General features: G+C 67.6%; 13 protein-coding genes and 1 pseudogene. 13 read left to right on the top strand and 1 reads right to left on the bottom strand.

What is annotated here, in order from left to right; translation table 11 throughout:
- Window positions 1–40: 40 nt before the first annotated feature.
- The 9 genes and pseudogenes from BMX57_RS17805 to tssK all read left to right on the top strand — a co-directional run bounded on the left by BMX57_RS17805 (window position 41) and on the right by tssK (window position 12,670).
- On the top strand, window positions 41–1,630 hold the full coding sequence (locus tag BMX57_RS17805) for a hypothetical protein (protein WP_092370450.1): 1,590 nt from the start codon (window positions 41–43) through the stop codon (window positions 1,628–1,630).
- 156 nt (window positions 1,631–1,786) lie between these two features.
- Complete coding sequence (locus BMX57_RS17800; RefSeq protein WP_092370447.1) at window positions 1,787–2,623, top strand: ion transporter; 837 nt, start codon at window positions 1,787–1,789, stop codon at window positions 2,621–2,623.
- Window positions 2,616–3,101 (top strand): annotated as a pseudogene (gene tssB / locus BMX57_RS20930) (type VI secretion system contractile sheath small subunit); the annotation flags it as partial. The gene BMX57_RS17800 and the pseudogene tssB, both read left to right, overlap by 8 nt.
- A 198-nt stretch (window positions 3,102–3,299) precedes the next feature.
- Window positions 3,300–6,737 carry a type VI secretion system contractile sheath domain-containing protein gene (locus tag BMX57_RS21070; RefSeq protein ID WP_342341981.1) on the top strand — a complete coding sequence of 1,146 codons (3,438 nt, stop codon included), beginning with the start codon at window positions 3,300–3,302 and terminating at the stop codon, window positions 6,735–6,737.
- A gap of 42 nt (window positions 6,738–6,779) precedes the next feature.
- A complete protein-coding gene (locus BMX57_RS17790; protein ID WP_092370444.1) occupies window positions 6,780–8,924 on the top strand; it encodes a type VI secretion system Vgr family protein in 2,145 nt (714 codons plus the stop codon).
- Window positions 8,925–8,935: 11 nt separating this feature from the next.
- Window positions 8,936–9,541, top strand: a complete 606-nt coding sequence (locus BMX57_RS17785) for a DUF6931 family protein (RefSeq protein ID WP_092370442.1) — start codon at window positions 8,936–8,938, stop codon at window positions 9,539–9,541.
- Window positions 9,542–9,543: 2 nt separating this feature from the next.
- Complete coding sequence (locus BMX57_RS17780) at window positions 9,544–9,852, top strand: PAAR domain-containing protein (RefSeq protein WP_092370440.1); 309 nt, start codon at window positions 9,544–9,546, stop codon at window positions 9,850–9,852.
- Window positions 9,853–9,861: 9 nt separating this feature from the next.
- A complete protein-coding gene (gene tagH, locus BMX57_RS17775; RefSeq protein ID WP_092370437.1) occupies window positions 9,862–11,292 on the top strand; it encodes a type VI secretion system-associated FHA domain protein TagH in 1,431 nt (476 codons plus the stop codon).
- A 37-nt stretch (window positions 11,293–11,329) separates the two neighbouring features.
- Window positions 11,330–12,670, top strand: coding sequence for a type VI secretion system baseplate subunit TssK (tssK, locus tag BMX57_RS17770; RefSeq protein WP_092370434.1), 1,341 nt, complete (start codon window positions 11,330–11,332; stop codon window positions 12,668–12,670).
- Between the two features lie 250 nt (window positions 12,671–12,920).
- Here the strand turns inward: tssK and BMX57_RS17765 are convergent, their stop codons facing one another.
- On the bottom strand, window positions 12,921–13,445 hold the full coding sequence (locus BMX57_RS17765) for a PRC-barrel domain-containing protein (RefSeq protein WP_092370431.1): 525 nt from the start codon (window positions 13,443–13,445) through the stop codon (window positions 12,921–12,923).
- A 319-nt stretch (window positions 13,446–13,764) separates the two neighbouring features.
- On the opposite strand from BMX57_RS17765, the gene tssL reads away from it, so the two are divergent.
- From tssL to BMX57_RS17745, 4 genes are read left to right on the top strand one after another with little or no spacing between them, the layout of a single operon-like run.
- The gene (tssL, locus tag BMX57_RS17760) at window positions 13,765–15,216 is read left to right on the top strand and encodes a type VI secretion system protein TssL, long form (protein WP_092370429.1); all 1,452 of its coding nucleotides are present in this window, start codon (window positions 13,765–13,767) and stop codon (window positions 15,214–15,216) included.
- Window positions 15,216–18,788, top strand: a complete 3,573-nt coding sequence (gene tssM, locus BMX57_RS17755; RefSeq protein WP_092370426.1) for a type VI secretion system membrane subunit TssM — start codon at window positions 15,216–15,218, stop codon at window positions 18,786–18,788. Before tssL ends, tssM begins: the two co-directional genes overlap by 1 nt.
- Window positions 18,788–19,471 (top strand): type VI secretion system-associated protein TagF, encoded by a 684-nt coding sequence (tagF, locus tag BMX57_RS21025; RefSeq protein WP_092370423.1) that lies wholly within the window; start codon window positions 18,788–18,790, stop codon window positions 19,469–19,471. Before tssM ends, tagF begins: the two co-directional genes overlap by 1 nt.
- Complete coding sequence (locus BMX57_RS17745) at window positions 19,468–20,190, top strand: PP2C family protein-serine/threonine phosphatase (protein ID WP_092370420.1); 723 nt, start codon at window positions 19,468–19,470, stop codon at window positions 20,188–20,190. The genes tagF and BMX57_RS17745 overlap by 4 nt, the downstream gene beginning before the upstream one ends.
- Window positions 20,191–20,194: the final 4 nt, after the last annotated feature.

Here is a 20,194-nt window from a genome sequence, read left to right as displayed (position 1 = left end):
GTGCCGCACCGGGCGGCGCCGTATCGCGAGGAGAATTGCGATGAAAAAGGGGATGACGCCGCAGCTGGACCATAAATGGTGGTCCAAGAACAAACCGACTTTCCTGGGCAAGACCGGCCTGGGCGACGCGCTGAAGGACTATGCCATCGCCGTCGACAAGTTCGAACACGAGGCCGCGCGCAAGGCGCTGGTACAGGTCGGCAAGGCGGTCGGCGTGGCGACCAAGAAATGCAGCGACCGGACCCAGAAGACCACCAAGGAGGTGCTGGGCAAATACGACACGGTCATCAAGAAGGCCGATGACGAGCTCAAGGACAGGATCGCCGGGGAACAGAAGAAGGCCGCCGCCGGGTCGGGTTCGGCCCCCGTGCCGCCCCAGAAGATCGGCAAGGACGTGGTCGTCTGGAAACGCGACATCGGCGAGCGGGTGATGAAGAAGGTCAAGCTGGACTGGCTGAACAAGGTCAACGGCTTCACCCTGGAGCAGAAGCTGAACGACGACATTCTCGACGTGTTCGAGAAGGAGGGCGACTATGTCACCCCGCAGCAGATCGTCGACGATTCCGAGAAGATAGGCGAGGCGGCCGTGGCCGCCATCGTCAAGGACCTCAACAAGATCGACGCGCTGATCAAGGCCAAGAAGGTGACCGATGCCAAGCAGGTCAAGGGCCTGCTGCTGAACGTCTTCGACAGCCGCATGCAGGCGGCCGAGCTCAAGCTCAAGGCGCTGCCCGAGGCGCGGTGGAAGAAGTTCAAGGCGCAGAAGAAGCAATATACCAAATACAAGATCAAGACCGGCGTGAAGCTGACCACCGGCAGCATCGGCATCCTCGCGGGTGTCGGCGGGCTGGGCCTGGGCGTTGCCGCCGCGGCCGGCGCGGTGCCGTCGATGGGCGGCTCGCTGGCGCTGGCGATCCCGGGGCTGGTGGCGGGTCTGGCGGCGACGCTGCGCTCCTGCGCGGCGATGACCAAGCAGATCGTCGATATCAGCCGCAGCGCCGAGAAGGTGGAAAAGGTGCTGGCCAGTGACCTGGACACGCTGAAGAAGCGTTACCTCGACGCCAGCAAGGCCAAGATCGTCGCCGGCGAGACCGCCACCTCGACCCTCAAGGGCATCCTGGGCACCGACGCGCCGTTCCTCGCCACCATCCCGAAATGCAACGACAACATCGCCCTGCTGAAGAACAAGTCGGCAGGGCTGGCGGTGGCGATGCGCAAGCTGTCCAAGTCGATCATGAAGGCGTTGAAGGAGGCCGAGGACCTGGAGGCCAAGCTGAAGGGGATCAAGGCCGCCAAGGTGCGCAAGGCCTATGACAAGCTGATCAAGACCCGCGCGGCGCTGTCCAAGGCGCTGGACAAATGCGTCGACACCGGCGCGCGCATCACCAACCTGGAGAAGAACCTGCCCAAGCTGGAGCAGATGATGAGGGCGCTGAACGACAAGAACGCGGCCTTCAACAAGATCTTCGACAAGGTGTTCCCGGTGGTGGTCGGCCTGACCCTGACCGCGACATCGGCGGGCACCGGGTTTGCCGATTCCAGCTCGGTCGCGGATTTCGTGTCGACCAGCGTGGGCTTGGTCGCGGACATCTCGCTCGAGGCCGCGGATTTCGCGCAGGATGCCGCGTGAGGTTGACGCGGGACATAAACGGGTGCCGGCCGCAGGACGGCCGGCACGGCCGCGCCGCCCGGGGAGGCGGAACGGAAGGACACGTCCCGGCGGCAGCGCGCCGCCGGGACGGACCGACAGAAAGGACGTGAGACAGTGGCCGGGAACGCAACAGGGATGACCACGGGATCGCGCGATCGGGCGCGGGAATTTATCGAACAGAACTGGGTGACCAACACGATCCTGGGCGTGATCATCTTCAACGCGATCACCCTGGGGCTGAGCACCTCGGACGTGGTGATGAACCATGTCGGCGGGCTGATCAAGGTGATCGACCGGGTGGTTCTGACGATCTTCGTGCTCGAGCTGCTGGTCAAGTTCTATGCCTACGGGCTGCGGTTCTTCAACAATGCCTGGAACGTGTTCGACCTGGTGGTGGTGAGCCTGGGCCTGCTGCCCGATCGTTCGGGCCTGTCGGCGCTGCGCGGGCTGCGCGTGATCCGGGCGCTGCGCCTGCTGTCGGTGATCCCGCAGATGCGCAAGGTGGTGCAGGCGCTCTTGGACGCGCTGCCGGGCATGGGCGCGGTGATCATCATGATCTCGATCGTGTTCTACGTCTTCGGCGTGATGGCCACGCTGATGTATGGCGACCGGTTCGACGAATGGTTCGGCACGCTGGGCCGCTCGCTCTATTCGCTGTTCCAGATCATGACGTTGGAAAGCTGGTCGATGGGCATCGTGCGCCCGGTGATGGATGTCTATCCGATGGCCTGGGCGTTTTTCGTGCCCTTCATCGTGGTCACGGCGTTCTCGGTGCTCAACCTGTTCATCGGCCTCCTGGTCAACACCATGCAATCGGCGGTGGAGGCCGAGGCCGAGGCCGAGTTCGAACAGCTGCGCGACCTGGTGAAATCCGAGACCGATGTGGTCGACGAGCATGTGCGCGCGCTGCATGACGAACTGCGCGCGCTGCGCCGCGAGCTGGCCGAGCTGCGGGGGGGACGCGATGGCTGACAGTTCGCAGAAATTCATCGCCCGCAACCGCGCCCCCCGGGTGCAGATCGAATACGATGTCGAGCTCTACGGCTCGCAGAAGAAGGTGCAGCTGCCCTTCGTGATGGGCGTGATGAGCGATCTGTCCGGCAAGAGCCGGCTCGAGCAGGGCGCGGTCGAGGGGCGGTCATTTCTCGAGATCGACGTGGACAATTTCGACGACCGGATGAAGGCGATGGCGCCGCGCGTAGCGTTTTCCGTGCCCAACACGCTGACCGGCGAGGGCAACATGGCCGTGGACCTGACGTTTGAGCGAATGCGCGATTTCACGCCCGCGGCGATCGCCGAGAAGGTCGAGCCGCTGCGCGCCCTACTGGCTGCGCGCACGCAGCTGTCCAACCTGATGGCCTATATGGACGGCAAGACCGGGGCCGAGGCGCTGATCGAGAAGATCCTGGCCGATCCCGCGCTGTTGCGCGCGGTGTCGGCGCTGGAGGCCGATGACGGTGCCGAGGCCGCCGCGCTGGAGAGCCTGCGCAGCGCCGACCTGCCCGAGGTGCCCTCCGATGACAGCGCCGCCACGCTCGACGCCCTGCGCGCCGCCGCGCCCGCCGCCGCGCCGGATGCCGAGGACGCGGTCGCGGAGGCCCTGGCCACGCTGCCCGAAGCGGTCGAGGAGGCGCTGGAGACCGACCGGATGTCCGAGGCGCTGGCGTCGATTCCCGAAGTTGCGGAGGTTGCGGAAGAGACCGGCGACGACGTGCTGGACGACCTTGCCGCCGCCGCGCCAGAGGAGGGTGTCGAGAAGGATGACACGGCCGAGGCGCTGGCGAGCCTGCCCGAAGTGGCGGAGGTCGCGGAAGAGTCCGGCGACGATGTGCTGGACGACCTTGCCGCCGCCGCTCCCGAAGCAAAAGAAGAGACCACCGCCGAGGATGTCTTGGCAAGCCTGCCCGAGTTGCAACCCGAGGCGCCAGAGACGGAGGAGGACACCGCCGCTGAAGAGGCCTTGGCGAGCTTGCCAGAGGCCGTGCCTGAAGAAACCGGCGATGACCTCGACGCGCTGTTGGGCGATCTGGGCACAGAGGCACCTGAGCCGAAGCCAGATACCGCCGCCGAGGAAGCGCTGGCGAGCTTGCCGGAAGCGGCGCCCGAGGAGGAGACGGGGGACGACCTCGATGCGCTGTTAGGCGATCTGGGGGCGGAGACACCCGAGCCGGAACCGGACACCGCCGCCGAAGAGGCCTTGGCGAGCTTGCCGGAGGCTGCGCCCAAGGAGGAGACGACGGACGACCTCGACGCGCTGTTGGGCGATCTGGGGACGGAGACACCCGAGCCGGAGCCGGACACCGCCGCCGAAGAGGCGCTGGCGAGCTTGCCGGAAGCGGCGCCTGAGGAAGAAACGGGTGAGGACCTCGACGCGCTGTTGGGCGATCTGGGGGCGGAGGCGCCCGAGCCGGAACCGGACACCGCGGCCGAGGAGGCGCTGGCGAGCTTGCCGGAAGCGGCGCCTGAGGAAGAGACGGGGGACGACCTCGACGCCCTGTTGGACGATCTGGGGACGGAGGCGGCCGCGCCGGAGCCGGACACCGCGGCCGAAGAGGCCTTGGCGAGCCTTCCTGAGGCTGTGCCCGAGGAGACCGGCGATGACCTCGATGCGCTGTTGGACGATCTGGGGGCGGAGCCTGCGGTCGGGGAGGAGGCCGGAGGGCTGGACAGCCTGCTGGATGACATGGGTGCCGACGGGGAGGGGGATCTCGACGGGTTGCTCGATGATCTCGGCGCGACCGAGACCGCGGAGGAAGCGGCCGGCGAAGTTCCGGAGACCGAGGAGGTCCCGGAACCGGACGGCGACGATCTGGATGCGCTGTTGAGCGATCTTGACGAAGAGGACGCGCCCGAGGAGCCGGTTGCGGAGGAGGCCCCCGAGACGGATGAGGATGACCTGGATGCGCTGCTGAGCGACCTCGACGGGGAGGACGCCGCGGCGGAGGAACCCGGTGGGGAGGAAGCCCCGGAGGCAGAGGGCGACGACCTGGATGCTCTGCTGGACGGCCTCGGCGAGGAGGATGCCCGCGAGGAGCCGGTTGCCGAGGAAACCCCTGCGGCGGATGAGGATGACCTGGATGCACTTCTGGCCGACCTTGACGAGGAGGATGCGCCCGAGGAACCCGTTGTGGAGGAAGCGCCGGAGGCGGACGAGGATGATCTGGATGCGCTGCTGGCGGATCTCGACGAGGAGGATGCGGTCGAGGAGCCGGTTGCGGAGGATGCCTCGGACACGGCGGGGGACGACCTCGATGCGTTGTTGTCCGATCTCGACGCGGACACCGACACCGATGCGGCACCGGATGCCGAGGACGCCGGCAAGGACGCCGCGCAGGCGGCACCGCCGGAACTGGCCTTCGGGAAGTTGGCCGCCGATCGGCCGGATCCCGAGCGGCTGAACCGCCGGCGGTTCCGGATCGCGCTTTTTGGCGACTTCTCGGGGCGGGCGGCGCGCGGGCTGGTCGAGACCGGCGATGCGCTGGCCGCGCGGCCGCCGATCCTGCTGGATCCCGACACGGTGGAAGAGGTGATCGCGGGTTTCGGCACCACGCTGGTCCTCCCGCTGGGCCGCGACGGGGCGGGGATCGAGGTGACGCTGAAGGAGCTTGACGACCTGCATCCCGACGAGCTTTTCGAGAAGGTCGACTTGTTCGAGGGGCTGGCCGGGCTGAAGGGGCAGCTGTCGGCCGGGGCCACCGCCGAGCACGCGGCGAAACAGCTGACCCGATGGGGCGAGGAATTCGGCCAGGCGGTGGTGCCGCCGCGGCGCACATCCGGCGGCAACACGGTGCGCGCCGACCTCAAGCTGAGCGATTTCCAGAAGCTGATCGGCGACACCACGGGCGCCACCGCGCAGGCGTCCCCCATCGACGATCTGCTGGCGCGGGTGGTCGGCCCGCATATCCGCAAGCTGCCCGACCCCGACGTGCAGGCGATGCAGGGCGCGGTGGACGAGGCGCTGTCGGGGGCGATGCGCCTGCTGCTGCATCACCCCGAATTCCAGTCTGTGGAGGCGCAGTGGCGCAGCCTGGACCTGATCGCGCGCAGCGTCGAGGTGGACGACACGCTGGAGGTGATCCTCCATGACGTGAGCGCCGAGGAGATCGCCGCCGACCTGGCCGCCGCCGACGACCTGGCGCAGTCGGGGCTGGTGCGGCTGTTGACCGAGGGGCCGCTGGACGAGGAGACCGGGCGCGGCGGCTATTCCGCGCTGATGGGGCTTTATACTTTCGAGGAGACGCCGCCCCATGCCGAGATCCTGGGCCGGGTCGCGCAGGTCGCGGCACATGTGGACGCGCCGTTCTACAGCGCCATCACCCCGGCCTATCTGGACACCGATCTGAAGGACCGGCACCCGCTGGTGGCCGAGGCCTGGGACCGGCTGCGCAAGATGCCCGAGGCCGGGTATCTGGGCCTGGCGAGCCCGCGCTTCCTGCTGCGCCGGCCCTATGGGCAGGGCTCGGAGCCGATCTATGAGTTCGACTTCGAGGAGTTCACCGAGGCCGAGGGGCTGCGCGGCATGCTCTGGGCCAATCCGGTGGTGCTGGTGACGATCCTGCTGGCGCGGTCGTTCCGGCAGAACGGCAAGGCGATGAACCTGGGCTCGGTGATGAGCCTGGGCGGGATGCCCTATCACTTCGTCAACGACCGCCATGGCGACCAGGTAGCGCTGCCCTGCACCGAGCGCAACATAACCCAGGCCAAGGCGGTGCATTCGGGGCTGCGCGGCATCATGCCGGTGCTGTCGGTCAAGGGGCGCGACGAGGTGCGGCTGGGCTCGTTCAATTCGCTGGCCGGGGCCGAGATCCTGGGGCCGTGGTCGGGGGTGGCGCCGCCGGCGGCGCCCGAGCCGGAACCCGAGCCCGAGGCCGTCGAACCCGAGGATGTGCCGGATACGGATGACGAGGACGACATGGATCTCGATGCGCTGCTGGCCGATGCCGGCGGGGACGACGCGGCGGGGGACGAGATGGACGATCTCGACGCGCTGCTGGCCGGTTTTGCCGATGACGAGGACGCATCGGGCGGGGATGACGAGGACGAGGAAATGGATGCCGAGCTGGCCGCGCTGCTGGCCGATCTGTGATCGCCGCGGCGCCCGGCCCGGATTATGTGAAAGGATGTAACGATGGCTGAAGCACAACAGACGGAATGGCCGCTGCGGATTACCGGCACCTATTCCTATGACGACGACAAGGTCCTGATCCGCCGCGCCATCGTCCGCGAAAGGCTGGGCAAGCTGGCCTCGATCCAGGTGGAGTTCCTGGCCGAGCTGACCTCGGTCGAGCTCAAGGAGTTCCTGGGCAAGATCATGACCATCCACCTGACCACCGCCGACGGCAGCGACCGCAAGTTCACCGGCACCATCGTCGAGGTCGAGCGGCTGGCGCTGCGGGATGCGCATATCCAGCTGCTGGCCGAGCTGCGCCCGTGGTTCTGGATGCTGGACCAGACCAGCGACAGCCGGATCTTCCAGGAGAAATCGACGGTGCAGATCGTCGAGCAGATCTTCTCCGAGCACGGGTTCTCGGACTATACCCTGCGGCTGAGCGGCAGCTATGATCCGCGCCCCTATTGCGTGCAGTATCGCGAGACCGATTTCGCCTTCATCTCGCGGCTGCTCGAGGAGGAGGGGATCTATTACTATTTCGACTATCGCGACGCGGTGGACAAATACGAAAAGCTGGTGCTGGCCGACGATGCCAGCGGGCATGACCCGATCGAGGGGGAATCCACCATCGAATACCGCCCCGGCGACGACACCCGGCAGCGGCTGGACGACGCGGTGACCGAATGGGGCAGTTCGGAATCGGTGATCACCGGGATGATGTCGCTGCGCGATTTCGACTTCCTGACGCCCTCGGCCGACCTGGAAGTGCGCGCGCGCACCAAGACCACCGCCCAGCACAGCCACAAGGATTACGAGCGCTACGACTATCCCGGCCATTACCGGCAGGACACCGGCCTGGGCACCAAGCGCGCCGAGGTCCGGCAGGAGGCGCGCGACGTGATGTTCGACCGCCGCCGCGGCCGGGTCACGGTGCGCTCGATGGCGACCGGCAGCACCTTCACGCTCAAGGAGCATCCCGAGGCCGAGCAGAACAAGGAATACCTGGTGCTGGCCGGAACTTATTACCTGCAGACCACGGAAGGCTACGGGTTCGAGAAGAAGGGCAAGGACCTGGACACCGGCGCGCTGGAGTTCCCCGAGGACATCACCGAGGGCGACATGTTCACCGGCGAGATCCAGGTGCAGCTGAAGACCACCGCGTTCCGCAGCCCGCCCGACACGCCCTGGCCGCGGATCCCCGGGTTGCACACCGCGCTGGTCACCGGCCCGCCCAATGGCGACGAGGAGATCTATACAGACGAGCATGGCCGCATCCGGGTGCAGTTCCACTGGGACCGGGAATGCGACGGTCTGAACCGGACCGACAATGACAGCGGCCAGCACACCAGCTGCTGGGTGCGAGTGGCGACGCCCTGGTCGGGCAAGAACTGGGGCATGATCCACATCCCCCGCGTCGGCCAGGAGGTCGTGGTGCAGTTCGAGGAGGGCAAGCCCGACCGGCCGATCTGCACCGGGATGCTGTATAACGCCGAGACCATGCCGCCCTATCCGCTGCCCGACAACAAGACCCAGTCGGGGATCATGACCCGCTCCAGCGAGGGCGGCACGGCGGACACCTATAACGAGCTGATGTTCGAGGACCTGACCGGCGAGGAACTGGTGCGGTTCCAGGCGCAGAAGGATTACCTGGGCCTGATCAAGGACCGATCGGCGGTCACGGTGGGGCTGGACGAGCATGAACCCACGGTCGAGAGCACCGACGAGTTCAGCTATGCGCTGACGGTCAAGAACCACATGACCGAGATCGTCAAGGAGGGCGACCACACCTTCACCGTCGAGACCGGCAGCCAGATCGTCACCATCGAGACCGACCAGACCGAGACCATCTCGGGCGAGTCGACCCGCACGGTGACCGGCAACCATTCCGAGACCATCGAGCAGGGTGACAAGTCGACCCTGGTGAGCCTGGGCAACATCTCGGTCGATGCCAGCGCCGGGTCCATCGCCATCGAGGCGGCGATGGAGATCAAGCTGACCGTGGGCGGCAGCTCCATCACCATCGACCAGATGGGGGTCACGATCCAGGCGCCGACGGTGGCGATCAACGGCGACATGTCCGCCGAGTTGACCAGCGGCATGTCGGCAACGGTGGATGGCGGGCTGAGCCTGACACTGAACGCCGCCGCAACGACGATCAACTAGGGGGCCATGTCATGAGCAAGCGATACGAGGGAATGACCAAGGTGCCCGACATGCCCGCCGCGCGGATGCTGGCCGAGCACGGGTTCGAGCTGGACACCAGGGTGAAGGCGCCGGCCAGCGCCAAGCCCGAGGCGGTGCTGGCCGAGCTGGACGACGCCCAGGCCTGGCCCGACGTGCTCAAGGTGCTGGCGGCGATCCTGCCGGCGCGCGAACGCATCTGGTGGGCCTGCCTGGCCGCCCGCGACCTGCCCGGGACCGACCCCGACAAGCCGCATGCCGCGCTGGCCGCGGCCGAGGACTGGGTGCGCCGGCCCACCGCCGAGAACCGCGAGCGCGCCCAGGCGGCGCTGGATCACCTGAAACCCAAGGATCCGATGGGCAAGCTGGCGATGGCGGTGGTCTATGCCGAGGGCACGCTGGGCCCCGGCGAGTTGTCGGAAATGCCGGCGCCGCCCGGCGGGTCGCAGATCATGGCGCTGATGGTGAATGTCGACGCATTGAAGGCGCGGCGCGAGGAGTCTAAGGTTTACACGCAATTGGTGATCGACCGCGCGGTGGATATCGCGCGGGGCGGCAATGGCAAGATCGAAACCGTAACCGCAGGCGAGGAGGGCTGAGCATGGGATTTCCGCAAGCCAGAGTTGGCGACCTGCACCTGTGCACCCTGCCGGCGCCGCCGCCGGCACCGCCGCCGCCGGCACCGGTTCCGATGCCGGTGATGCCGCCCTGCATGGTGACTGTGCTGGTGGGAAAACGCCCGGCCGCCCGCGCCCTGGCGGACATGGTGACGCCGGCCAACCCGCATCCGATCGCCATCGGCTCGATGACGGTCCTGATCGGCAACATGCAGGCGGCCCGCGTCAAGGACACCTGTTTTTGCGGCGGAATGATCACGCTGGGAGAATTCACGGTGCTGGTCGGAGGATAAGTCGCACGCATGAGCGTCATGCTGAAATTCCAGTCCACGGGCATCGTGCCGGGCGACGGCCGCCCGGTGGCGATGAAGGGTGGCAGCCTGACGGTGGGCCGCGCGCCGTCGAACGACCTGGTGTTGCCGGACCCGGAAAAGACTCTGTCGAAGAACCATTTCGTGATCGAGGATCACAATGGCAATGTGGTGATCGTGGACCTGTCGACCAACGGCACCTTCCTGAACTATTCCAAGATCCCGCTGGGCCGCACGCCGACACCGCTCAACAACGGCGATGTCCTCAGCGCCGGCGGCTACGAGATGGTGATCGAGATCGGCAGCGATCTGCCCAGCTTCGAAGAGGCGATCCCGCCGCCGATGGAGCAGGGCGGGGTCAGCCATGGCAGCGCCGAGAGCGCGCCGGATCCAATGGCGCTTCTGGACGATGCCGGGCCCGAGGGCGATTTCCTGGATGACCTGCTGGGCGGCGACGCGCCCAAGGGGCCGGGGCAGATCGACATTCCCGACCCGGTGGACGAGCTGCTGCCGCCGCTCGACGATGACGACCCGTTCTTTCACAAGCCCAGCGACGGGATGGAAGGCTCGGGCGCCAGCGACCCGATGCACAGCCCCTCGCCCAGCGACGCCTATGCCGCGCCGCAATCGGGCGGGGCGCTGATCCCCGACGACTGGGACGAAGACCTGCTGTCGCCCGGCGGCGGCGAGGCGACGAAGCCCGAGCCCGAGCCCGAGTCCGCGCCCGCACCGCCCCCGCCCTCGGGCGAGGAGACCACGCTGCCGCCGACACCGCCGGCCCGGCAGAAGGAGGCGCCGGCCGCCGCACCGCCGACCGCGACCGCGCCGGCCGGTCCCGGCGACACCGCCGCCGCGCGCGCCTTTCTCGACGCGCTGGAGGTCGACGACCTGCGCATCGAGGAGGCCGACCTGCCGGCCACCATGGGCCGCATGGGCCGGGTGCTGCGGGCGATGATCACCGGGCTGCGCGAGATCCTGATGACGCGCACCTCGATCAAGTCGGAATTCCGCATCGACCAGACCATGATCTCGGCCGGCGGCAACAACCCCCTGAAATTCTCGATCAGCCCGGAACAGGCGATCGAGGCGCTGGTGCGGCCGCGGGTCAAGGGCTATCTCGGCGCCGAGGAGGCCACCGAGCAGGCGCTGCGCGACATCAAGGCCCATGAGGTGGCGATGGTCACCGGCATGGAGGCCGCGCTCAAGGGCGTGCTGGCGCGGCTCGACCCCGAGCAGGTGGCCGGCAAGATCGAGACCTCGGGCGCGCTGGGGTCGCTCTTCAAGGGCAAGAAGGCGCGCTATTGGGAAGTCTACGAGAAGATGTATCACGAGATCTCGGATCAGGCCGAGAACGAGTTTCACGAGCTGTTCAGCCGCGAATTCGCGCGGGCCTACAAGGAGCAGCTCGACAAGTTGAAATGACGCCTCCGGTGGCGGCGCGGGAAGGGGAGGGCAGCATTTGTCCTGGGACAGCAAGGTGCTTTGGACCGAGGGGTTGTTCCTGCAACCCCACCATTTCCAGCAGGCCGACCGCTACAGCGAGGCGCTGGTCGGCGGGCTGGCGCGGCGCGTCGTGCCCTATGCCTGGGGGCTGAGCGCGCTCGAGATCGACGACGAGGTGCTCAAGGTCGGGCAGTTCGCGCTCAAGGGCTGTGCCGGGCTGACGCCTGACGGCACCGTGTTCCGGGTGCCGCAGTCGGATGACCACCCGCCGGCGCTGGAGGTGCCCGACACGATCAAGGATTGCGTGGTCTACCTGACCGTGCCGCAGCGCCGCCAGGGCGCGTCCGAGGTGGACCTGTCGGGCGCCGAGCAGTCGGTCAGCCGGCTGCGCCCGGCCGAGCTGGAAGTGACCGACGTGATGAGCCAGCAGAAGAAGCCGGTGACGCTGGGCGTCGGCAAGTTGCGGCTGCAATTCGCGCTCGAGGTGGACGACCTGGCCGACAAGCTGGCGATTCCGGTGGCGCGCATCATCGAGGTGCGCGCGGATCGCGAGATCGTGCTGGACCGCGGCTTCATCCCCTCGGTGCTGGACGTCCGCGCCGCCCCGGCGCTGGCGGGGTTCCTCAACGAGCTGGAGGGGATGCTGGGCCACCGGATGCAGGCGCTGGCCGGCCGGCTGAGCGAGGGCGGCCCGGCCAAGGGTGCGGCCGAGATCTCGGATTTCCTGCTGTTGATGGTGATCAACCGGACCCTTCCGGTGATCCGCCACATGGCGCGGATCGAGAACGTGCATGCCGAGGCGTTCTATCGCGTCTGCGTGGCGCTGGCGGGCGAGCTGGCGACCTTCATGAGCCCGGACAAGGAGGCGGTGGAGTTCCCCGCCTACCAGCATGACGCGCTGACCCCGACCTTTGCGCCGGTGATCCGGGTGCTGCGGCAGTATCTCAGCTCGGTGCTGGAGCAGACCGCGGTGTCGATCCCGCTGGAGCCGCGCAAATACGGCATCAGCGTCGGCGTCATCGCCGACCGCAAGCTGGTGGGCAACGCCGGCTTCGTGCTGGCGGTCAATGCCGACATCCCCGCCGAGCAGGTGCGCCAGCATTTCGCCGGCCAGGCCAAGACCGGCCCGGTCGAGGAGATCCGCCAGCTGGTGAACTCGGCGCTGCCGGGCATCACCCTGCGACCGCTGCCGGTGGCGCCGCGGCAGATCCCCTATCACGCGGGCGTGGTCTATTTCGAGCTGGACCCGGCCAGCCCCTACTGGAGCAAGATGACCACCTCGGGCGGCATCGCGGTGCATGTGTCGGGGCAGTATCCGGGGTTGAAGATGGAGCTCTGGGCGATCCGCAACCAGTAGGGGAATTGTGCGCCTTCGGCGCGCTCAATTGAATGTGCGAGGCTCTGCCTCGCGCTCCGAGGTATTTGGGCGAGAGGAAATGCGCGTCCAGAGTTCCTCTCGCTGAAAATACCTCGGGGGGGTCGCCCGGAACGGGCGGCGGGGGCAGCGCCCCCTGATTGACTCGTGGCGGCGACCCGTTTGACCGGACCGCCGCCCGCATGCCGCCGCGTGCCAGGCAGGTGGGGTGTGTCGGTACGCGGTGGCATCCTCAGTTGTTGACGGCCGGTTCCGTGGTCCCGGTGTTGTTCTCCATCTCGATCACGTCGGCCTCGGCCTTCTGCTCGGCAGCGGTCTTGAAGGCCGGCGCGGCCTCGAGGTCGGCGCGCGTGGCGTCCAGGACCAGTCGCTGGCCGCCGGATTCGAAGCTGGCCAGTTCCAGCTGGTCCATGGTGACGGCAACCTGCTTCTCGCCGATGCCGAGGAAGCCACCGACACCGATCACGACCCCCTCGACGCTGCCGTCGAGCTTGACGATCACATCGTTGACGTCGCCCACCGATTCCGAGGTTGGCGAATAGATCGTCGAGCCGATCAGGTCCCTGACCAGCATCGAGTCCTCGCTCTGCAGGACGATCTGGCCCTCGACGGGCTTGGGTGCGGGTTCGCTCTCGGCCGTCATCGAGCTTTCGGCGGAGGGCATCTGGGTGCTGTCGTCACTTGTCTGGGCCATTACCGAGACAGGGGCTGAGGCAAGCAGGCAGGCCATTGCGAGACCACTGGTCATCATACGCATTTGACATCTCCTTTTCGTGTCGCGGGCCCCGTCCGAGGGGGCGGGGCGTTCATGAAAGGGCAACGTGGGGCGTGCCGGCGGGTTCCCCGGCCGGCGCGGCGGCGGCCGGTTCCTGCCGGTTCAGCGGGCGGAAACCTGCGCATCGCTTGGGGGCCGGCCGCCCCACGCTGCATCGCGGCATCCGCTCGGGCGACCCGGAATCCGGCGGCGGACGGTCACAATGTGCGGATTCCGCAGGAGAAACCGGAGTGTTTCGTTGATCGATCCGCACGCCTGCGCCAGACTGATCGCACGAGCCCGCCAGGAACAGGTAACGCGCATGTCCGACGACGATCCGTTTGCCGAGCCGCAGGACACCGACAAGACGGTGATCCGACCCAATCCCGGCGGGCGGCGTCCGGCGGGCGGCGCGCCGCAGCAGCCGGCGCCGGTCGATCCCTATGGCGCGACCCCCGCGCAAGGTCAGCCGCAGGGCCAGGCCTATGGCCAGGAACCGGCCGCGCCGGGCGGCCCCGGGGCCTATGGCGTGCCGCAGGCCCAGGCCAGCCAGGCCGCGCCGCGGGCGGGTGAGGGCGAGGCGGTGGTGATGACCGGGATGAACCGGCTGGTGGCCTGTGCCACCTCGCTGTTCTCGCTGATCAGCCGCATCCGCAACCGCGCCCAGCACATGGACCCCGACAAGCTGCGCAATTCGGTGGTGGCCGAGGTGCGCGCCTTCGAGAACGCCGCCCTGCAGGCCGGCATCCCGGCGCAGACCGTCAAGATCGCACGCTATGCGCTGTGTGCGACGCTGGACGACGTGGTGTTGAACACGCCCTGGGGCGGGCAGTCGTCCTGGGCGCTGCAGTCGCTGGTCGGCACCTTCCACCGCGAGACGGTGGGCGGCGACCGGTTCTATGACCTGCTGGCGCGGCTGGAGAAGGACCCGGCGAACAATATCGAGCTGCTGGAATTCGTCTATATGTGCCTGTCGCTGGGCTTCGAGGGGCGGCTCAGGGTGGAACAGGGCGGGCCGGACAAGCACCTGATGATCCGCCAGGGCCTGGCGCGGCTGATCCGGGCGCAACGCGGCCCGCTGGAGCGGGACCTGTCGCCGCATTGGGAAGGCGTGGACAAGCCCTATCGCCCGCTCAGCCTGTGGCGGCCGGTCTGGATCGCGGTGGCCGTGACGGCGCTGATCCTGGTGCTGCAATTCGCCGGGCTCAGCTATGCGCTGTCGACGCGGACCGAGAACCTGATCGGACAGCTGTCGATCATCGACGCGGGCCCGGTGGCCGAGCTGCAGCGCCGCGCGCCGCCGCCGCCCCCGCCGCCGCAGCAGCCCAAGCAGGTGCAGGTGGAAAAGGTGGTCGAGTTCCTGCGCGACGAGATCGACGAGGGGCTGGTCGAGGTGTTCCAGAAGGGCAACACGCTGATCGTGCGGGTCAAGGGCACGGCGATGTTCGCCTCGGGATCGGATCAGTTGCAGGACAAGTTCCTGGTGCCGATCAAGCGCGTCGCCGAGGCGCTGAACGACGAGCCCGGCCCGGTGATCATCGCCGGGCATTCCGACAACATCCCGATCAACTCGTCGCGGTTCCCGTCGAACATGCACCTGTCGCTGGCGCGGGCCAAGTCGGTGATGAAGCAGATGGCCTCGGCGCTGGAAGATCCCACGCGGATGAGTGCGGAGGGCCGCGCCGACAGCGAGCCCATCGCCGACAATTCCACCCGTGAGGGGCGGGCCAAGAACCGCCGCATCGAGGTGTTGCTGGTGCAGGAGCAGAGCTGATGTTTTTTCGCCGGTATATCTTTCCGCTGTTCCGATCCATCTATTTCGTGCTGTTCTTCGTGGCCATGGTGCTGGCCGGGGTGCTGTTCTGGTTCGGCCCGGCCTTTGGCTGGAACGAGTGGTATCCGCTGACCAGCCTCAAGTCGCGGCTGATCTGGGGCGGGGTGATCCTGGGCTTCTTCCTGTCGATCATGCTGCTGATCTTCCTGTTGCGGCGGCGGCGCGAGCGCAAGCTGACCGAAGAGCTGACCGAACAGATCGAGGAAGAGCCCGACCTGACCGAGACCGAGCTGGAGGAGCTGAAGCTCAAGCTCAAGACCGCGATGAAGGCGCTGCGCAAGTCCAAGAACGGGCGGCGGCACCTGAACGAGTTGCCCTGGTACGTGATGATCGGCCCGCCCGGCGCGGGCAAGACCACCGCCATCGTGAATTCCGGGCTGGACTTTCCACTGGCCGACGAGCTGGGCAAGACCGCCATCGGCGGGGTGGGCGGCACGCGCAACTGCGACTGGTGGTTCACCGAGAACGCGGTGATGATAGACACCGCCGGGCGCTATACCACGCAGGAAAGCGATGCCGAGGTGGACAATGCCGCCTGGCTGGGATTCCTCGGCCTGCTCAAGAAGTTCCGCAAGCGCCAGCCGATCAACGGCGCGATGATCGCGATTTCGCTGTCGGATCTGTCGCTGCAGGACGAGGTGACGCAGGCCGAGCACGCCAAGGCGATCCGCCGCCGGCTGGAGGAGCTGCGCGAGAAGCTGGGCGTGCGGTTCCCGGTCTATGTCATCTTCACCAAGGCCGACCTGATCGCAGGCTTCACCGAGTTCCACGACAACCTGGGCAAGGAGGACCGCGAACAGGTCTGGGGCTTCACCCTGCCGCTGGACAAGTCGCGCGGCGAGGCCAGCCCGGTGGCGCATTTCGACGACGAGTTCGCCGCCTTGCTGGGGCAGCTTAACGCGCAGGCGCTGGAGCGGATGCAGGCCGAGACCGACCCCCAGCGCCGCGCCCTGATCGCCGGTTTCCCGACCCAGGTTGCGAGCGTGCGCAAGGTGGCGCATGAATTCCTGGGCGAGGTGTTCAAAGAGAGCCGCTATCAGCACCGGCACATGTTGCGCGGGGTCTACTTCACCTCCGGCACGCAAGAGGGCACGCCGATCGACCGGCTGATGCTGGGCATGGCGCGCACCTTCGGCATCGGGCGGCAGGCCATCGGCTCGGGGCGCGGCACCGGGCGCAGCTATTTCCTGACCCGGCTCTTCGACGAGGTGATCTTTCGCGAGGCGGGGCTGGTCAGTGCCGACGACAAGGTGGAACGGCGCTATCGTATCGTCAAATGGGGCTCGATTGCCGCCACGCTGCTGGCGGCGATTGGCGTCGGCGCGCTGCTGGTGCGGTCGTTCCTGGGCAATTCCGAACTGATCGCGCAGGCGCAGGCCAGCGTGGATTCCTACCAGGCCGCCGCCGCGACCCTGCCGCCCAGCCCGGTGGGCGACACCGACCTGGTGCCGGTGGTGGCGGCGCTCAACAACCTGCGCGACATGCCCGCCAACCCGGTGCTGAACGAGCCCGAGCCGGAACAGAAGGTCCGCTATGGCCTCTATCAGGGCGAGGTGATCGGCACCCAGGCGGCACAGACCTATCGCGCGGCGCTGAACCAGCGCTTCCTGCCGCGCCTGCTGCTCAGGCTGGAAGAGCAGATGATGGCCAACATCAACAATACCGACGTGCTCTATGAGGCGCTCAAGGTCTATCTGATGTTGGGGCTGCAGGGGCCGATGAATCCCGATCTGGTCAAGGAGTGGATGAATATCGACTGGACGGTGTCCTTTGCCGGTCCGTCCCGCGACCCGCTGCGCGCCGATCTGAACGACCATCTGGAGGCGCTGCTCAGCCAGCCGATGCGCGAGATCGCGTTGAACGGGCCGCTGGTGGAACAGGTGCAGGGCATCCTGTCCGAGATGCCGCTGGCGCAACGGGTCTACAACGGCATCATCGCCAGCCCTGCTGCGGTGGAACTGCCGGAATGGCGGCTGACCGAGGTGGGCGGGCCGGCGGTGACGCGGGTGCTGGTGCGGTCCTCGGGCAAGGCGCTGACCGAGGGGATCGAGGGGATCTTCACCTATCGCGGTTTTAACGAGGTATTCATGGGCGAGGCCATCGGGGTGGCCAAGCGCGTGCAGAGCGAAAGCTGGGTGCTGGGCCCGCGCGGCGAGGCTGAACAGACCGAACTGGCGCTGGCCGCGCTCAGCCGCGACGTGCTGGACCTCTATTACAACGACTATATCGCGCGCTATGACGCGATGCTGGGCGACGTGGACATCGTGCCGATGGAGAGCCTGAGCCACGCGGTCGAGGTAACCAATGTGCTGAGCGGGCCGACCTCGCCGCTGGTCAATATCCTGATGGCGATCTCGGACGAAACCCGCCTGACCGAGAACCGCAACGCGCTGACCGCAAACCCAGAGCTGAACGAGGGGCTGAGCACGGTGGCCGGGATCGAGTTGCAGACCAACACCAGCGTGCAGACCCGGATCCTGCTGGAGGCGCTGGCCAAGACCGCGACGGGGCAGGGGGCGGCCCCGCCGCCGCCGCCCGGCACCTATGTCGAGGAGCGGTTTTCCTGGCTGCACGACATGACCGCGCGGCCCGACGGGCAGTCGAGCCAGCTGGACCTGCTGATGGCCACGCTGACCGAGGTCTACCAGGAGCTCAACAAGATGTCCTTTTCCGGCGTCACCGGCGTGGAATCGGGCCAGGCGCTTCAGCGGTTCCAGCAGGAGGCGGCGCGCATCCCCGGCCCGATGGAACGCTGGTCCAAGCAGATCGTCACCGGCTCGGCCGGGATCACCACCGACAGCACACGCGCCTCGATCAACGCGCGCTGGCAGGCCAATGTGCTGCCGTTCTGCCAGCAGGTGCTGGAGAACCGCTATCCCTTCGACCGGCGCGCGCGGGCGGATGTGGCGATGGGCGATTTCGCCAAGCTGTTCGCGCCCGGCGGGTTGCTGGATTCCTTCTTCAACGAACAGCTGGTCAAGCATGTGGATACCCGCACCCGGCCCTGGAGCTGGAAGACCGGGGTGAACCAGACCGACCTGGGGATCAGCCAGGCGGTGCTGCAGCAGTTCCAGAATGCCGCCGAGATCCGTGAGGCGTTCTTTGCCGGCGGCGCGCAGCCGGCGATCAGCTTCCAGATCATGCCCGAGGCGCTGGACCCCAAGGCCAAGGCGGTCAAGCTGGAGGTGGACGGCCAGGCGCTGGAATTTGCCCATCGCGGCGGGCTGCCCTCGCCGATGGCGATCACCTGGCCCGGCGCGGTGGGGCTGGCGCGGGTCAGCTTCCAGCCCGACAAGCGCAACATCGAAAGCGTGCTGAGCCGCGACGGCCCCTGGGCCTGGTTCCGCCTGCTGGATGCCGCCGAGGTGCGGCGCACCAATGTGAGCGACCGCAAGAAGGTGATCTTCAACGTGGGCGGACGTATCGCCATCTTCCAGCTGCAATCGGGATCGGTGATCAACCCCTTTGCCTTGCCGGCGCTGCAGAAATTCAGCTGCCCGACCTCGTTCTGATGAGCGCGGCCGCCTTCGGGGCCTTCGGCAAGATGCCCTGTCTGGGCGATTTCTTCCGGCTCGACCTGCCGGCGGGGTTCGTGCAGGCTTGGGACGGCTGGGTGCAGCGCAGCCTGCTGGCCGGGCGAGAGGCGGCCGGATCGGGGTGGGACGCACTCTATCTGTCCTGCCCGATCTGGCGGTTCGGATTGTCGGCGGGGCTGGCCGGACCGCAGAAGATGCTGGGCGTGATGATGCCCTCGGTCGACCGGGTGGGGCGGCAGTTCCCGCTGACCCTGGCCGCGCCGCTTTCGTCCGAGGGGTCTGTGCTGGCCGATCACCTGCGCTCGGCGGACCTGTTCGCGCAGCTCGAGGAGCTGGCGCTGGCGGCGTTGGAGGACGACATGACCCGCGACCGGCTGGCCGCCGGGCTGGCCGGGATCGCAGTGCCCGCGCGGCGCGATGCGGCGGTGCTGCGGGCCGCCGGGCCGAACCTGGTGATGACGCAGGGCGAGCCCACGGCGCTGCTGCCGGACCTGGCAGCGGGGCTGCTGGCCGGGCGGCACGCGGCGCCCAGCATCTGGACCGCCTGGGTCGCCGGGGTGCCGCGCCTGCTGGTCTGTGACGGTTTACCGGAGGGGCCAAACGTGCAAGGCTTGTTCGATCTGACAGCAGCCATCTGGACCGAGGCGCGGCCCGTATGAGTTCATCCCACCCCGTGCGATACAGCGCCCGCAGCCATGTCGGTCTGAAGCGAGAGGTCAACGAGGACGCGGTGCTGGCATTGCCGGATGCGGGGTTGTGGCTGGTCAGCGACGGCATGGGCGGCCACGCCGCCGGCGACTATGCCAGCCGGCTGATCGTGGACATGGTGGCGGCGATGCCCGCCGGAATGGACCCGTCCGACCGGCTGGGCGCGCTGCGCGAGGCGATCGGGCGCGCGCATGGCCTGATCCGTTCCGAGGCCGAGGCGCGCGGTGGCCAGACCATCGGCGCCACGGTGGCGAGCCTGCTTCTGGCCAACGGGCATTTCGTGGGACTGTGGGCCGGGGACAGCCGCATCTACCTGCTGCGCGCGGGCGAGATCCGGATGCTGACCACCGACCATTCCTTTGTCGCGGCGCTGGTGCAGTCGGGCGAGATGAGCTGGGACGAGGCCGAGCATCACCCGCAATCCAACGCCATCACCCGCGCCGTGGGCGTGGGCGAGGAGCTGGAGCTGGACAAGGTGCGCGGCCCGGTGCAGTCGGGCGACCGGTTCCTGATCTGCTCGGACGGGCTGAGCAAATACGCGCCCTTCGCGGTGCTGCAGAAGGCGCTGGCCGAGATGCCGATCGAGACCGTGGCCGACAAGCTGATCCAGATCGCGCTGGATGGCGGCGGCGCGGACAATGTGACAGTAGTGGTGGTGGATATCGGCTGATCCC

The sequence above is a fragment of the Cribrihabitans marinus genome (assembly GCF_900109035.1).
GTDB classification, from domain to species: domain Bacteria; phylum Pseudomonadota; class Alphaproteobacteria; order Rhodobacterales; family Rhodobacteraceae; genus Cribrihabitans; species Cribrihabitans marinus.
The sequence above is the reverse complement of the archived record's forward strand: the minus strand, read 5'-3'. Positions and strand labels throughout refer to the sequence as shown.

Coding starts and splice junctions, on each gene's coding strand:
- BMX57_RS17805 (WP_092370450.1), top strand. CDS start 41: ATGAAAAAGGGGATGACGCCGCAGCTGGACCATAAATGGTGGTCCAAG.
- BMX57_RS17800 (WP_092370447.1), top strand. CDS start 1,787: ATGACCACGGGATCGCGCGATCGGGCGCGGGAATTTATCGAACAGAAC.
- BMX57_RS21070 (WP_342341981.1), top strand. CDS start 3,300: ATGTCCGAGGCGCTGGCGTCGATTCCCGAAGTTGCGGAGGTTGCGGAA.
- BMX57_RS17790 (WP_092370444.1), top strand. CDS start 6,780: ATGGCTGAAGCACAACAGACGGAATGGCCGCTGCGGATTACCGGCACC.
- BMX57_RS17785 (WP_092370442.1), top strand. CDS start 8,936: ATGAGCAAGCGATACGAGGGAATGACCAAGGTGCCCGACATGCCCGCC.
- BMX57_RS17780 (WP_092370440.1), top strand. CDS start 9,544: ATGGGATTTCCGCAAGCCAGAGTTGGCGACCTGCACCTGTGCACCCTG.
- tagH (WP_092370437.1), top strand. CDS start 9,862: ATGAGCGTCATGCTGAAATTCCAGTCCACGGGCATCGTGCCGGGCGAC.
- BMX57_RS17765 (WP_092370431.1), bottom strand. CDS start 13,445: ATGCGTATGATGACCAGTGGTCTCGCAATGGCCTGCCTGCTTGCCTCA.
- tssL (WP_092370429.1), top strand. CDS start 13,765: ATGTCCGACGACGATCCGTTTGCCGAGCCGCAGGACACCGACAAGACG.
- tssM (WP_092370426.1), top strand. CDS start 15,216: ATGTTTTTTCGCCGGTATATCTTTCCGCTGTTCCGATCCATCTATTTC.
- tagF (WP_092370423.1), top strand. CDS start 18,788: ATGAGCGCGGCCGCCTTCGGGGCCTTCGGCAAGATGCCCTGTCTGGGC.
- BMX57_RS17745 (WP_092370420.1), top strand. CDS start 19,468: ATGAGTTCATCCCACCCCGTGCGATACAGCGCCCGCAGCCATGTCGGT.